Origin of the sequence: Alloprevotella sp. Lung230 (assembly GCF_014385435.1) — a bacterium.
In the GTDB taxonomy this organism is placed as follows: Bacteria; Bacteroidota; Bacteroidia; order Bacteroidales; family Bacteroidaceae; genus Alloprevotella.
Window position 1 is genome coordinate 80,419 of record NZ_JACSUD010000002.1, and the last position, 15,516, is coordinate 95,934.

Here is a 15,516-nt window from a genome sequence, read left to right on the forward strand (position 1 = left end):
TCTCATGTATCCTTCTCTCCTCTCTTATAACACCTTCCGTATCAATGCCACTTGTCGTGAGCTCCATGTCTATGATTCCATTGACCAACTGGTCAGCCTGCTTCCTCAGCTTGTGGGGCAACGTTGGCTGCACATCGGAGGGGGAAGTAACTTGCTCTTCGTCACTCCGCACTTCGATGGCATCGTGCTCCACAGTCACATCCGCAGCATTGAGGTAGTAGAGCGGACGAGTGACAGTGTACTGCTTCGTGTGGGAGCCGGCGAAGACTGGGACGCTTTCGTGGCCTATTGTGTGGAACATGGATTTTATGGATTGGAAAATCTCTCTTTCATTCCCGGACAAGTCGGTGCCAGTGCTGTACAAAACGTCGGTGCCTATGGCGTAGAAGCCGGTGATCACATTGAGGCCGTTGAAACTATTGATACCGAAACGGGAGAAAACCGCCTCTTCTCCCATGCTGAGTGCCACTATGCCTATCGCAGCAGCATCTTCAAGCACGAGTACCAAGGGCGTTACGTTGTGACCCATGTGCTTTATCGCCTTTCGCTCACCTTCCACCCGGTGCTCACCCACACAGCTGTGGTACGCATCCTTGAAAACTCAGGACTTTCCCCAGATACAGCAGATGCCGCTGCACTGCGTCATGCGGTGGTCGAAGTGCGCCGTGCCAAACTACCCGACCCACACGAGGTGGGCAGTGCCGGTTCCTTCTTTATGAATCCCATTGTCTCCGAAACGCAAGCACAACAGCTCTTATCAACTCACCCAGAGATGCCACATTACCCTGCCTCTAATGGAGTGAAAGTTCCCGCAGGTTGGCTTATAGAACAGTGCGGCTGGAAAGGACGCACCCTCGGTCGGGCCGGTGTTCATCCGATGCAAGCTCTTGTGCTCATCAATCTCGGGCAGGCTACGGGGAGTGAAGTTGTGCAACTGGCAACTGCCATTCAGAACGATGTGAAGCAACGCTTCGACATTGCCTTACATCCTGAAGTTCTCTATATTCACTGATTATGCCTAAGATTCACCCTTCATGGTTGGAACAGTTGCAGTCCGAATTTGATGCTCCTTACTTCCAGCAGCTCAGTGCTTTTGTACACGAGGAATATCGCACGACAGTGTGCTATCCACCAGCCAAAAGCGTATTTGCAGCTTTCGACCTCTGCCCATTTGACAAAGTGAAAGTTATTATCCTCGGACAAGATCCTTACCACGAGCCAGGACAAGCCGAGGGGCTTTGTTTTTCTGTGCCGGAAGGCGTACGACAACCGCCATCACTCGTCAATATCTTCAAGGAATTGGCCGACGATCTCGGTGTCAGCCCTGCACAAAATGGCAGCCTGCGCCGCTGGGCTGCTCAAGGTGTCCTACTGCTCAATGCTACCCTTACCGTACGAGCGCACGCTGCCGGCTCTCATCAAGGGCGAGGCTGGGAACAATTCACTGACGCTGTAATTCATCGCTTAGCTCTCGAACGCGAAGGCCTGGTCTTCATCTTGTGGGGTAGCTATGCTCAGAAGAAAGGGGCATTTATTGACACTTCTCGTCACCTAGTCCTCCGTAGCGCCCACCCTTCTCCTCTCTCCGCACATCGTGGTTTCTTTGGCAACCATCACTTCTCACTCACCAACGACTATCTCATCCGGCACGGAAAAACGCCCATCGATTGGTAATCTTTCCTCCTAATCCCCTCTCTCCTATGCACCCTATTCTTCAAGTGGGCGATGTGCTCCTATCGCCCGATATTCTCACCGAACACTTCTGCTGCGACCTTGATGCTTGTGGAGGTGCCTGTTGCATTGAAGGTGATGCTGGAGCTCCTGTTACCCTTGAAGAAGTTGCCGAATTGGAACGTGTGCTTCCTGCTGTGTGGAACGACCTCGACCCACGAGCTCGAAAGGTGCTCAACAAGCAAGGTGTGGCCTACCGCGATATCGATGGCGACCTCGTGACCAGCATTGTGGGAACGAAAGATTGCTGTTTCACCTGCTACGATGAAAAGGGCATCTGCCTTTGTGCCACCGACCGCGCCCATCGAGAGGGACGCATCAACTGGTCGAAACCTATTAGCTGTTACCTCTACCCAATCCGCGAGCAGCCGCTCTCCAATGGTACTGTTGCCCTCAATTACGACCGCTGGACAGTATGCCACCCCGCCGTTATAAAAGGTCGTGAACTTCGACTTCCACTGTATCGTTTTTTACGCGAACCTCTTATCCGTCGCTTTGGTGAAGCTTGGTATGCCGAGCTCGAAGTTCTCGTCGACCAACTCAAAGAGCAAGGTTTGCTGAGCGACTGAATTCTTTGCAATCTCCAAATACATTAGCCACATTTCCATCCACAAACAAGACGTGCATCATTTCGTCGAAGAAATGATACACGTCTTGCTATGGTGGGCAAAGATGGATTCGAACCACCGAAGGCGTAAGCCAGCAGATTTACAGTCTGCCCCATTTGGCCACTCTGGTATTTGCCCGTTTGCACTCACTTTGTGTTTGTGAGTGCAAAAGTAGTGTTTTATTTACAATCCGCCAAACAAATGGCGAAGAAATCCTCTTCTTTACTCGAAAGACTTCATGAAGTCTACCATTTTGATGGCAGTGATAGCAAACTCTCGACCTTTATCCATGGTGCGCCAAGCACGGTCTATCGCTTGTTCCTCGGTATTGACGGTGAGAATACCGTTGATGACAGGGATTTTCCCTGTTGCGTTGAGACGAACCAAGCCTTCGGTGGTGCCTTCGCAGATGTAGTCAAAGTGCGGTGTGTCTCCTTTGATGACGCAGCCCAAGGCAATGATGGCGTCGATATAGCCATGCTGTGCCAGTTGAGAGCAGCCATAGATGAGTTCAAAGCTGCCAGGCACACGGCGGATGGTGATGCTGTTTTCCTGCACACCATACTCTACGAGGGTTTCAAGAGCGCTTTTGAGCATCGCATCGGTGATGTGTTTGTTCCATTCTGTGACAACGATGCCAAAGCGCATGGATGAGGCATCCGGAACGTTGTCTGAGTTGTTTTCGAGAAAAGAAAAAGTAGACATAAGAGATATAATGGTAGGGGTATGTAAGCAAAGGAATTAGAACGACTCAATCCGATGAAGATTAAATCGTTCTAATTCCTCACATTTATAATTGAAGGGTTGCGTATTATTTCGTACGCTCGATGTACTTATCGATTTCTGCACCGATTACTTGCCCGTTTTGATAGTTGGGCGAAGCGAGTTGGCTCGTAGGATAGTCCTTTTTGAGGTCGGTGTAAACCTTGTTGGCCTCTTCTTTCTTGTTTTGGCTTTCCAAGATTTGGCCGGCTTGCAGCAAATAGAGAGGAGAAAGCGCGGGATTGTCAGCCTTGTCAGCAGCGGCTTTAAGGGTGCTCACCGCCTTTTCCAACTGCTTGTCGGCTGCATAGGCATTGCCGAGAGCCGCAAGTACATTGGCAGAGATGGTGGCATCTCCTTTGGGCGAAAAGTCTTCTAGGAAAGTGATGGCTTTCTTGTAGTCTCCTTTGTTGAAGTAGCAGATGCCGGCATAAGCTTGTGCCAAATTGGTAGCATCGATAAAGGCAGAACCCTTGGCGAGCTTCTCAAAACCTTTGAAAGTGCCATCGCCTTTAAGGGCTGTGTCCCATTCGCCAGTGGCAAAATAGCGCTGACCAAGTCCGATTTGCGCTTGTGCTTTTTCGTTTTGTCCCTGCAGATAGGAACGACCTGCAAATCCACCAGCCACAATCACTGCTATGGCTACGAGGCCAATAATGAGGTAGTTCTTGTACTTTGCAATAAACGCTTCCGACTTTGCAATGGAATCGTTGACATCCAGAGTTGGGTTCTTTTGACTCATAATGGTATATTGGTATTTTTGTTGCGATGGGTGTTTGTGTAAGACAGATGAGTAGAAACACCTGCCCCAGGTGCAATTTGAGCGCAAAAGTACTACTTAATCGTTGATTAACGAAACAAATGCCTCTTTTTTTTGGAGAGGTTTTCAAAAAGGAGGTGTTTTTCTTCGTTTTTCGACCTACGCGCTGTAATTTTGCAGCCAACAAGTTTTTATCCCCATGATTTTAGAGCAACTTTCCATTCTCAATTATAAGAACATTGAGCAGGCCGAATTGAGCCTCTCGCCCAATGTTAATTGTTTCATCGGTGCCAACGGGATGGGCAAAACCAACGTGCTGGACGCCATCTACTTTCTTTCCTTTGGCAAAAGCGCCGGCAATCAGACAGATAGTTACAATATTCGCCATGAGGCCGACTTTCTGATGGTGCAAGGGCGGTATCGCAACGAAATCGGGGAGGAAGACGTCATATCCTGTGGGGTGAAGCGCGGACAGCGCAAGCGCATTCGTCGCAATGACAAAGAGTATAAGCGGGTCAGTGAGCACGTAGGTGTAGTCCCTCTTGTGCTCATCTCGCCAACCGATTCTCTGCTCATCATTGGTGGAAGCGAAGAGCGCCGAAAGTTCATGGATATCGTCATTTCGCAATCCAATCCAGCTTATCTCGAAGCCCTCATTCGCTACAACAAGACGTTGCAGCAGCGCAACGCCTTACTCAAACAAGAGGACGAAGCAGACTGGAACGTGTGCAGCGTGCTTGAAGAATTGATGGCGGCCGATGCCGAACGGATTTATGCTGCACGTCAAGATATGGTAGAGGCCTTTTGCCCCATATTCAAAACCCTGTATGCCCGCCTTTGCAACCAGGCTCGGGAGGAGGTCGATATCCTTTACAAAAGCCACCATGAGCGTGGCAATCTGCTCCCTTTGCTACAACAAGGACGAGAGCGCGAGCGCATCGTCGGTTACACTCTCCACGGCCCTCACAAAGATGATTTGGAACTGCTGATGAACGGGCACAGCGTCCGCCGTGAGGGGTCGCAGGGGCAAAGCAAAACCTTCTTCATCGCCATGAAACTGGCGCAATTTCTCTACCTCAAGTCGCAAGGCCGACAGCGCACTCCTCTGCTCTTGCTCGATGACATTTTCGACAAACTGGATGCAGGACGCGTGGCCTGCATTGTCGATTACGTCGGCGGAGACGATTTCGGGCAGATTTTCATCACCGACACCAACCGCGAGCACCTCGACAGTATTCTTTCAGCCACTACGCGCGACTATCGCCTCTTCACCGTGGAAGCCGGGCGGGTGGAGGGATGACCGGCATTGCCCATTCTCCTTGCCGATGACATCAGTAGAAGTTCAGAATGAATGAATACCATGTTTGTTCCCATTTTTCCTCAGGTCGTTTTTGCGAAGAACGGAGTATAGCCGGCAACACGAAAGAAAGGTAAACAAAGGCAAAGTGGCCGAAAAGGAGACAAGTAGAGAACAGGCAACCACTAAGATAGAGACAACTACCATTATTTTGAACACCTACTTAATCTCTAAAAAAACATTCTTGAGTGGACGTTCCTAACCCTTCTCCTCAAACTCCTCTACCATCTTTGCAGCCTCCATCTCTGCACCCGACACATCCTCCACAATCGACAACGCGCCGGAGCCGGCCTTTATCGGACTTCGCTTAAAAGCACGACCGAAGTTCGTCGTACCCTGAACAGCCGCATTCCAGAAAACATAAAACGTCCGACCGAAACCCGAAACAAAAGCCGAAATATCCCCCAACATCGTCTGACCATGAGCACCTAAGAACGTAGCACCCGCACCCTTCTTATTAAAGTTCACCGTTATCTCCTTCGCATCATAAACCGAACGACCCACACTGCGACCCATCTCACGAGAAGTCAAATAAGCCGCAAAGCGAGAACCTATTTCCACAGAGCGATTAAAAAAATCTAACCCCTCCAAGAAATCATCCCAAGCCCCCAACAACTTACGCCCACCATTCAGACGTCTCAACACCTTCTTCACCTCACGCTTGTGCGCATCAATCTCACGAATAGAAATGTAACCCGTCTCACCACCATTCAACATAAATTCAGAAAAAGCACGCTCCAAACCTTTACCCATATCCAATTTTCCTGCCTTGTAACGACCAATCAAGACAGCCATGTGCACAGGAGTCGTACGCAGCGCATTCTTATGATAAGCCAACGCATAGTTGCTACCCTCCTTCGCATGCACCATCGTGTGGGAATAAATCGTATCACGCAAAAGGTTACTTACCATAAAATTAGGAGAAAGACTAGTAAACACCATCGACTGCCAGCGCTTCAAGGTATCCATAGCCCCAACAATTTTTCCCACGACACCCGACAAATTACTGTCAGGATTTGTAGCACCGTTCAGTGCCTGAGCCAATCTAGGGTTGCCGTTCACCGTCAGCACATAGTCCCGACCACCACGCTTCACTACCACCTGGTGCTGATGAAGCTTCGCATCACCCGCCACACGATAAGGCACATCCGCACCATCAGTCACCCGCATATACAAGTCAGGCCTTTCCGCTGCACGCTGCTCCATCTTCGCCTCAAAAGCCTCCAACTTCGACACCACCACATCACCACCATCATCCACACCAATATCATCAGGAAGCACCACACGCCATTCACCACTCTGTTCATCCAAACCCACCCACAACTCACTCACACTCACCAAATCACTCGGGTGGTTCATTACAAAGTTCAGCATCTTCTGCTTCACCAATACATTACGATTACCCTGAGCAATCGCACTATCGGCCATCATCGCCATGTTCGCAAACGGATCATCCGCCTTGCTCTTACGACCACGTGCCTTCTTGATAGGAGCATTAAACATACCGCCGCCTTGAGCCATATAAGCATACACCTCATCACTCGTCTGCTCCGCAAAACCACGCAGCGGAATATAATACTTGTACATCCCACGAATATCATCATACAATCCACGCGAAATCAAACCGCTCTCATACGTCTTGCGAAGCGTAGCCCCATTCACCAACCCAATCTTTTCCCACAGCGCTGACACAAGCTCCGCATCGTGCTTCTCCTCAAATTCCGCCACCATCTTCCCTGCCTCCATCTCAGCCCCCATCACATCGTCCACACCCGTCAGCGCTGTCAAGCCCGAATAGTCGCGCCCCCGGGCCTTCTCCACGAACTCGCCCACCTCCTTCTCGCTCTCTGAGTGCTTCTTCACGTACGTCTCATAAGCCTTCAGCCCCTCACGTTCCGCCATCACGCGGTTACGCTCCAGACCATGCTTAGCCATCAAATAGTCCGTCAGCACCATACGCTCCTCCTCCGTCTCCGCCAACTTCGCCACAGCACCTAACATCGGCTTGAACATCCCACGAGTGAAAGCCTCCTGCTCCGCACTGTTCACCGAACTCAATCGGTTCTCACCCATGTACGCATTCTCAAGGTCGCTCACATCCTCCACACGCCAACCCTTACCATGTTTACCCTCATGCAAAATCAAGTCCATAGCTTCCCGCAAGCTCAGCATACTATCCTGCAGCGCCTCCCTGCTCTGGAAAGCCCCCGAAGCCATACGTTGCTCATACGCCGCACGCGACACCGCCTGCCCATATTCCACCGAGCCCCCCTCTCTATGATAGCGCGCATTTCTTCGCGCCCTCTGCTCACGCTTTGTCTCCTCCGCAATGCGCTCCGCCATAGAAAATATATCCTCACCCTTGCCTTTCTCAGAACTTTTATCTACCTTTGCAGCAGAAGAAGTCTCAGACAAATTGACACCGAGAGGGACAGCGTTTTTATCGCCCGAGGTATCTGTCCACGAATTGTCTTGGGAAAGCGATATTTCCTCGCCTTGCGTTTCGGATGCAGGCTGATACTTCTCATTTATCCAACCTATTTCACCTTGTTGAAGTAGGTTGGATATTCTTTTACCCGTCTTCTCTTGATTAGAAATCACCACCTCTTGATTGTTACGATGCACTGTTACCGAGGTAAAGAAGTATTGCCGTTTACCTTCTTCATTGACAAAACTCTTCACAAACACATACGAACTACCCCTTTCCGTTTCCTCACCCACTTTCGCACGGCTCTTATCCTCGATGACCACATCGGGGCTTTCCAGCGTAGGCTTCACCATACCCAGCTTGCCACGCCGTCCCTGTTGCTCCAATTTCTCATATTGGTGCTCGCCCATCTTCACCTCGCCCAGCGGCGTCTGCACCACACCATCCGCACCAAACTCCGCAGCCCAGTTCTCACGCGTCAGTTCCAACTCGCGCACAGGAACAGCATTCTCCTCCATCATCGACACCAACTCCTTGGCCTCCTCAGCACTCAGCGAGCGACCCACCATAGATACAGACACACCCTCTCCATCCAGTCTCCGACCCCGCAGCAAATCCCCCAACACCATATCCGCCACCTCATCAGCACTATCAAAGTGCACATTCAAAAAATCAGCCACGCCCTTCCAGAAGCGAGCCAAAGCACGCTTCACACGCTCAAAAGCACTCACCACCTGAGCACGTTCAAACACACCATCCGCCCCCGCCATCTCCTCACCCAAAGCCGCACGCAGTTTCGCAGCACCACGCCGCCCCGAATAGTGGGCCAACACCTCATCCGCTATCTCATCCTCACTCTCAAGCTCAGGATAATTCCGTTTCACCTCATCCCACACACTCGTACCCTTCATCAACTCCACCACATTCCGCCACTCCGCAGGGTTCACACGGCGCAAAGCATCCGCCCACAAGTGCGTGTACTCATGCACAGCCGTCTCCACACCCGCCATCTTCGGGTCAAGATACACCTTCCCATCCACCGTAAAACCATATGCCTTCCCATCTTCTGTGCGGAAGAAACGCCTTTTTTCCACTCCCAATTTGGGGTTCTCAAAATCTTTCACTACCTTTGCAGCAGAAGAAAGCTCGGCGTTTGCTGCTGTTGCCGCGATTGGTGCGGATTGATGGGACAGGAACGTTAGGGCTTTCTTCTTGTTTATATAGGTAGCCAAACCTTTGTTTATCCAGTCCACAATACTATTGTCCCCCTTACCAAAGACTGAGCGCACAATATTGAAGTCTATATCAGCATCCTTGCCAATATCCACAGACACAAGGAAGTTGCCTTGCTTTGTCCTCAATTCGGTAAGAATGGAGCGGTTTCCCACTTCACCATAGTTGTTAAACACAGCTACAGGATCAGCTACCGCACGGGGCAAATCGCGCAGTTCTTCCAGCGCAAAGCCGTGCTTGCGCATCTTCTTCATCACCTTGTTGCCATACAGCTTCATCGGGCGGTCCTCAACCCCAGCCGACAGCAATATGCCCGATGGACGACCCAGCGAAAGCACCACCTTGTCCGCATTCGCCTCCGTCAAGCCCGAAAGCTCATCATTAAAGCGCGCATTCACCTCCTCTGCATCTTCCTCCGACCCCACCTTATGCAACCGCGCCTCACCCACAGCACGAGACAGTACCTCCTGAGCCGAAGCCCACCGCCTCGACATCTCCTCATTCCCCTTCAACCACTCCTCCAGCGAAGGCGCACTCTCCTCCCACGCCATCAGCCGTGCCTCATAAGGAGCAACAGCCGCCTGATACTCCGCAAAAGCCTCCTTGCGCAACTTCTTCGCATCCCCAAACCGCCCAATACCATGCGACAAAGCACTGCCCACAGGCATCAGCGACACATACCGCCCGAATCCATCGGAAAGGTGCTCAATTTTCAGCCCATTCGAAGCCGTGAAAGGCAGGTGCAGCCACTCATCAAGCACAGGTTTCCCCGTCTCCTTTTCATAAGCCTCACGCACAGCCCCTACCTCAGCCTGAGCCTCCTTGACCCGACCCTTAAACTCATCACTCCTCAGCACCTCATCATCCAAGAACCCACTCAACAGCGGAAACTCATCCCCCAAATAAGATGAAGGCAGCACAAAGCCCGACACACGCTCCTTACTCAACACATCCACACTACTCCCATTGAAGCGCTCCACCTCGTCCATCAGTGCCCGCAAATCCTCCACCCCCATCTCATTGAGCGACAAGTCCACCTCCACACCATACACCGGCCTCTCCCCATCTTTCAAATCCATCGTCAGCTCAATACCCGACATCCCACGCACCTCATCCAGCGTAGTGCCCGCACTCAGCGCCTTCGTATGATTAGCCGAACGCACCTTATACCACACACCACCTCTCTCAAACTCCGCATAGCGGCTGCCCGTCCTCGCCTTGTGGCTCTCCACCTCCACACCCTCTTTCTTCAGCCCACGCTCCAGCGCATTGAGTGTAGTCGTAGGATTAGCACGAGTAAACACAATCGAGCGTCCACTCCGAAACGTCTTGCGCTCCATCGCCCACCGCACACGCTCATTCTCCATATCCAACACCCGCTGGCCCTCCTCACTGTCCACCACCACATCAATACCCGCACCACGCATCAACTCCACAACAGCATCACGAAGCGCAGTATCCTCAGCACTTACAACCACATCATCACCCTTATGATAAGAAACATCCGACACACCCTCATCAAATCGCTTCGACAAAGGAATAAGAACACCATCCGCATCATAAGTCACTGAAAAGGACTTGCGGTTGTTCGCCACATTCTTGTAAGCCTCCTCTCGACCATTATCATAGCCCCACTCAGCAATATCATTCCCATCCCACCACACATCCTCAATCGGCACCTCCTGCTCGATGATACGATACCCATTCTCCCATCCTGGATAACCGCCGTGCACAGCTGCATTATCCTCAGCATACAAACGGCTCGGAGTCACCCAATCGCCATTCCGAAACTCCCCCTCCACAACACCCGCAGGAACACTACGATACATCGTTATCCGAACATCCTTCTCACCCGCATTAACACGCGCACGAACATTCCTCAAGTTCTGTATCGCCTCCCTGCGCGACCTATCTGCATGATTCAATTCACGGTCACTAAGACGAAAATCCAAACTCCCCATCTCAATACCATGCACCAACTCATCTGCCAAAGACCAATCACCCTCAAAATCCTCCTCATCAAAAGCCGCCTTACGTTCTTCAAGGCTCTCGTAATACCCATTCTCACTGGGCGCCGCCCCATTAAAAGCACTCGTACCCTGATAGTCGCTCTCCATCATATAGCCCTTGCGTGCAGCCTCCTCAGCCAGCATACGCTCAGCCGTTTCCATATCCCCACGCGCCACAGCATCAGCATAAGCCGCATCACGAGCCGCAACACCATCATCACCCTTTTGAAGCCTAATCACACCATTTTTACCATCAAATCCTTGCTCCTTTTTAGAACTTTCACTAACTTTGCCCTCAGAAGACAAGTTGTTCGTACGGCTGGAAAGGCCACCAGCCTCTTCCGAATCTTCGGAAGGCAGTATGAGGATAGGGCCGCCCTCACGAACAGCTTGTCTTTTTATTGTTTCTAAGGCATTGTCACGAACATAGTGCCAGTGCACAATCTCCACATTATCCTTATTCTCATTCACCTCCAATAGGACGACCCGATTTTCGCCCTCAGCATCCCGCGTCTTTATCAACACCCAGTTGTAAGGACGCTTCGTCTTTTGGTTCTGCCCATAAAGCGTAGGCGTATACAGTGCTGCCTTGAGAATGTCACGACTATCAGCGGCAGTCAAGTCGCCATGCGCCTTCGCATTGCGCTCAAAGATATTCTTCTTAATCACCACAGGCTTACCACCCGTCCCGATGGCATCCGCCACGCGTGCGTCAAGCTCGGGCAACTCCACACTCCGAGAGGGCGAAGTGAAATCCTCGTCCCGCAACTCATCGATGCTCCCCACCTTCTCCGTCACCAAACGACCTTCACCATCCACCAAATTACCCTGATCATCCACAGCATGCAAAGCCGCATCAGTTGCACCCTTCCTATGAAGCTTCACCCCATCCCTATGCTGTACCCAATCATAAAATCTCACCGCAGCATCCACACTCCTAAATCCAAGTAGTGCAGTATCCCCTCGTTCCCATCCCTTATCCTCTTCGGCTGCCTGTGCATTATACTCATCGGCAAGATTACCCCACTTTTGCCAACCACTGTTTGTTTTCTCGTCAATCTCTTGCGAATAATCATATACCGCAATCTGCACAGAAGGGTCATTGATGTCATCAGACACAGAAGTCATCACAGCCAGCGGCGACGGCTTTCCATCAAGTAACAACGGAGCAAACAGCTCTTTTGCATCATATCCGCTTTCATCCATTGCAGTTCTGTCCATCGTGTCCGTTTGAGCAATAAAGTCCTGCAACTCCTTCTTAAGCGCAGCATCCACCTCATCCACCTCGCGCTTCACCCCCTTATACTCCGCAAACGGTTTCGTCTTGCGATGGCTGCTCGCCAGCCACTTCTCAAAGTCTTCAAGGTTCGTGGCAGACACATCAAGTCGGCGCCCATCTTCCCATCCTTTCTCATAGTTGGCAAGATAGTCGCTTTTTGCATCCTCTGCATTATTAAAGCCCAGCATCACCTTGTGCTCGTCAAACGTCCCATCAGGGTTATACTGGTCCACCACAAACACCTTTTGCCCATTCCACCCATCTATATCATTCGACACAAACACATCGATGTGATCGCCATCTACACCCTCCGTGCCGCGGAAGTAGCCGTAAGTGTTGTGCATCTTGCTCTCCCACGCCTTTCCGTTCGCATCCACACCACGACGCACACTCCCCTTAGGCTGTTCGATACTGATGTCAAACGCACCAATCCGAATATGTCCCTTCTTGTAATTCCCCGCCTCCTTCTGCCCTTCACTCGGGTTAGTGTCCACCTCGCCCTCTGCCGCGGCAATCTTCGCCGACAGAGACTCATCAGAACTCAAAGGCTCATTGCTGCGCACCAGCACATCAGACGCCTTAATCGTATAGCGACGACCATTCTCCAATATCGTTATCGAAGTGGGTGATTGTTCCACAATCTCACCCTCCACAACACGACCATCTAGGAAAGTACCGCGAGCATACTTCGCTCCACCCTCCAAATAATCCTGTCGCTTCACACGATTAGGAGATGTATCCAGCAAATCATGATAGTCAAACCCCGCAAATTCAATCTCCTTGCGTATCTTGTTTTGAGTCTTTACCGAACTTTTGTCATACACCTCCTGTAAAGTCCCCTCTTCCGCAAGACGAGAAACATAAGATGCATATTCCTTACCCACATTATCATACACGGTAACAAAAGCATCCGGTTCTTCAATCTCCCAATCTTCCAACGAGGCATAACCGCTTTTCTCCAACTCCTCTGCCATACGCTGTTCCGTAAAAGCATCAAGCCCCACAAAGGCGGGTTTATCCCCATTAGACGTTTTTTTCTGCGCTTTTCTTTTTCCCTTTTCAGAAGAAGTGCTAACTTTGCCATCGGAAGCATCCAAATCCGAAGTCGCTACGGGCGTGTCTGAGACCGGCATTTGCAGGTTCTCGTCGGTGAGGGAGCTTCCTTTTTGTTTATACATAGTCTTCAGAGCAAGCTCTCCACGCCCCATTCTTACTTCCTCTACATAGACAATCGTCCCATCATCAAGCCTTTTCTTATACTTGATGATAGGAGTAGATTTTTTTTGCTCCACAACAACATCATCGTAAGAAGACACAACATTCTCTATCAAAGCAAAGTCTTTGGCTTCAATAGGAACTTGCCCACGCTTTTTCTCCTTGATATGGCCGTGTTGTTTCATTGTGTGACGGATACCCGAAACGTCCACCACATGTTTGTAATCCTCCCCAATTTCAAGACCTTGGGCAGAAAGATCATTACGTAGTTGCTCCGACACTACCGAAACGACTTTCTTATCATTAGCCGTCTTGTCAGACGATTTACCAATCAACTCCTCCATACTGCCATTAAAGTAAGAGAAAGCTTTTTGTGCCTTGCCCTTACTTTCATTCACATTCCCTTGCTTGCTATTAGAAGAGGTATTCACTTTGCCATCAGAAGATGCAGGAATAGCCATGCGGGAGGATGTCCGATTGTCGCCCTGTTCGGCATTCTGCAATGTTTCAACATCCTCCTTGCGCTGCACCTCAGCTGCACGCTTCGCCTCTTCTTTGGCCGCACGCTCCTGACGATAGCGCTCATTAGCCGCAGCAATCTCACGCTCCTTCACCGCATCACGTGCTGCAGCTACAGAACGCCAGTACTCCAAGTGAGGCACAGCCTCCGCAAGTTCCGCCTCCACCTTTCCCTTATGCACCCTGATTTCCGCAGGGCTCGCCCCCTTACGAGGTTTTCGAGCCTCAATCCCCTTCACCACCTTCTCACGCTCAGCAATTTTAGCCGACACAAAATCATCTGCCTGCTCTCTGGTGATACCGCTTTCCACCTCATTATAAAGATAATCCTGCGTACGCTCCGGGCTCACCGCCTCAAAGTCCTCCTCATCCACCTCCACCATCTGTCCCTCAATCTTGCGCTTCACCCGCCGCATAGGCATCTCTATCACATTTTCACCCACATTCCCTTGCCCATTACCAGAAGAAACGCTATCTTTGCCCTCAGAAGAAGGGACGCCTTCTTCACCTTGCCCTCGCGCATCAGGATATTGATGGGGAGTAGTCCCATCCAGAAGTGCCTGTTGCTCGGGGGTAAGTTCGTTTCCGACGTACACCAATTTCTCGTGGACATCCGAAATCACAGAACGACCGAACACCGTGTTAATCGCATTCACCTCCACATCACGACCCGCATTCTTCACCTCTGCACTCACCATCACGTGAGAACCGTCGGCAAGTTGCAGGCGCGTATAAATCCGATACCCCTTTTGCTGTTGCTTATCCTCATCCGTATAGTACTCTGAGATAGCAAAAGGTTTCTGCAAAGCATCAGGCAATTGTTCCCATACCTCCATCGGCAAATCGTGGCCACTATCCTTACCAAAGTGGCGGGCAAGCACTCCATAGCGAACCGTAAATCTATCTCCCGTTAATCCCACACCCTTCATAAACTCAGGAGTGCGCGCCACATCAAAGAAGGTGCGCGCAAATTGCTTGGCTGCATCCTTTCCTTTTTCATAGAGCGTACGCACAGCATCCATCAAAGACGGACGCTCATCCCTCCCATCTTCACCCTGCAAAGTTCCATCTTCACCCTCCTGCGCTCCCTCTCTCAGCCCCTCAACACCCTTAGCCTCCACCAGGCGCATATCCTCAGGCGCATAATAAGCCGAGCGAAGCCCACCAACACTACTATCCGTAAACACCTCATACAGCCCATCCTCATTCATCGGACGGGTCACGTACCCCTGCACCATCTGTCCATTTTCACCCCTCACCTCCACCACATCATTCAACTCAAACCCACGAGACGCTGCACCCTCCGTAGTTGCAGAGTGCACTGCCTCTCCCTCAACCGGTGACACATCCTCACCGGTTGCTTTCGCCTCCTCCTGCTCATCATTATCCAACAGCAACTCCCAGCGCTGAGCACGCGCCAAGTCCACCATCCCCTGCACATCCTCCCTGCGCATCGACACCTGAGTAGCACCACCATCAAAGTTCACCACAACGTTCCCCTCACCATCTTCCCCCACCACGACTCACCATCACGTGAGAACCGTCGGCAAGTTGCATTATGAATATTGCGTTAATGTTCGTGATTATATTCTATTTCACAGCCTTTTTTTGTAAA

General features: G+C 51.0%; 7 protein-coding genes and 1 tRNA gene. 4 read left to right on the forward strand and 4 right to left on the reverse strand.

Going from position 1 to position 15,516, the window contains the following annotated elements:
* Window positions 1-4 precede the first annotated feature (4 nt).
* Genes murB through H8527_RS02475 form a run of 3 tightly spaced genes read left to right on the forward strand, consistent with a single transcriptional unit; the run spans window position 5 to window position 2,300 of the window.
* A complete protein-coding gene (gene murB, locus H8527_RS02465) occupies window positions 5-1,012 on the forward strand; it encodes a UDP-N-acetylmuramate dehydrogenase (protein ID WP_187545279.1) in 1,008 nt (335 codons plus the stop codon).
* Window positions 1,013-1,014: 2 nt separating this feature from the next.
* The gene (gene ung, locus H8527_RS02470; RefSeq protein ID WP_222935088.1) at window positions 1,015-1,674 is read left to right on the forward strand and encodes a uracil-DNA glycosylase; all 660 of its coding nucleotides are present in this window, start codon (window positions 1,015-1,017) and stop codon (window positions 1,672-1,674) included.
* Window positions 1,675-1,700: 26 nt separating this feature from the next.
* Window positions 1,701-2,300 (forward strand): DUF3109 family protein, encoded by a 600-nt coding sequence (locus H8527_RS02475; protein WP_187545281.1) that lies wholly within the window; start codon window positions 1,701-1,703, stop codon window positions 2,298-2,300.
* A gap of 91 nt (window positions 2,301-2,391) precedes the next feature.
* Here H8527_RS02475 and H8527_RS02480 read toward each other — a convergent pair.
* The 3 genes from H8527_RS02480 to H8527_RS02490 form a co-directional block, all read right to left on the reverse strand.
* Window positions 2,392-2,477 (reverse strand) — tRNA-Tyr (locus H8527_RS02480).
* A gap of 84 nt (window positions 2,478-2,561) precedes the next feature.
* Complete coding sequence (gene ribH, locus H8527_RS02485) at window positions 2,562-3,044, reverse strand: 6,7-dimethyl-8-ribityllumazine synthase (protein ID WP_187545282.1); 483 nt, start codon at window positions 3,042-3,044, stop codon at window positions 2,562-2,564.
* A gap of 106 nt (window positions 3,045-3,150) precedes the next feature.
* Window positions 3,151-3,843, reverse strand: coding sequence for a tol-pal system YbgF family protein (locus tag H8527_RS02490; RefSeq protein WP_187545284.1), 693 nt, complete (start codon window positions 3,841-3,843; stop codon window positions 3,151-3,153).
* A 217-nt stretch (window positions 3,844-4,060) separates the two neighbouring features.
* Here H8527_RS02490 and H8527_RS02495 point away from each other — a divergent pair, with 217 nt between their 5' ends.
* On the forward strand, window positions 4,061-5,161 hold the full coding sequence (locus tag H8527_RS02495) for a DNA replication/repair protein RecF (protein WP_187545286.1): 1,101 nt from the start codon (window positions 4,061-4,063) through the stop codon (window positions 5,159-5,161).
* Between the two features lie 255 nt (window positions 5,162-5,416).
* On the opposite strand, the gene H8527_RS02500 is transcribed toward H8527_RS02495, so the two are convergent.
* Window positions 5,417-15,391, reverse strand: a complete 9,975-nt coding sequence (locus H8527_RS02500; RefSeq protein WP_187545297.1) for a PBECR2 nuclease fold domain-containing protein — start codon at window positions 15,389-15,391, stop codon at window positions 5,417-5,419.
* Window positions 15,392-15,516: the final 125 nt, after the last annotated feature.

What these genes read in the sequence shown, in the direction of transcription:
- murB (WP_187545279.1), top strand. Translation starts at nt 5, where the DNA reads ATGTATCCTTCTCTCCTCTCTTATAACACCTTCCGTATCAATGCCACT.
- ung (WP_222935088.1), top strand. Translation starts at nt 1,015, where the DNA reads ATGCCTAAGATTCACCCTTCATGGTTGGAACAGTTGCAGTCCGAATTT.
- H8527_RS02475 (WP_187545281.1), top strand. Translation starts at nt 1,701, where the DNA reads ATGCACCCTATTCTTCAAGTGGGCGATGTGCTCCTATCGCCCGATATT.
- ribH (WP_187545282.1), bottom strand. Translation starts at nt 3,044, where the DNA reads ATGTCTACTTTTTCTTTTCTCGAAAACAACTCAGACAACGTTCCGGAT.
- H8527_RS02490 (WP_187545284.1), bottom strand. Translation starts at nt 3,843, where the DNA reads ATGAGTCAAAAGAACCCAACTCTGGATGTCAACGATTCCATTGCAAAG.
- H8527_RS02495 (WP_187545286.1), top strand. Translation starts at nt 4,061, where the DNA reads ATGATTTTAGAGCAACTTTCCATTCTCAATTATAAGAACATTGAGCAG.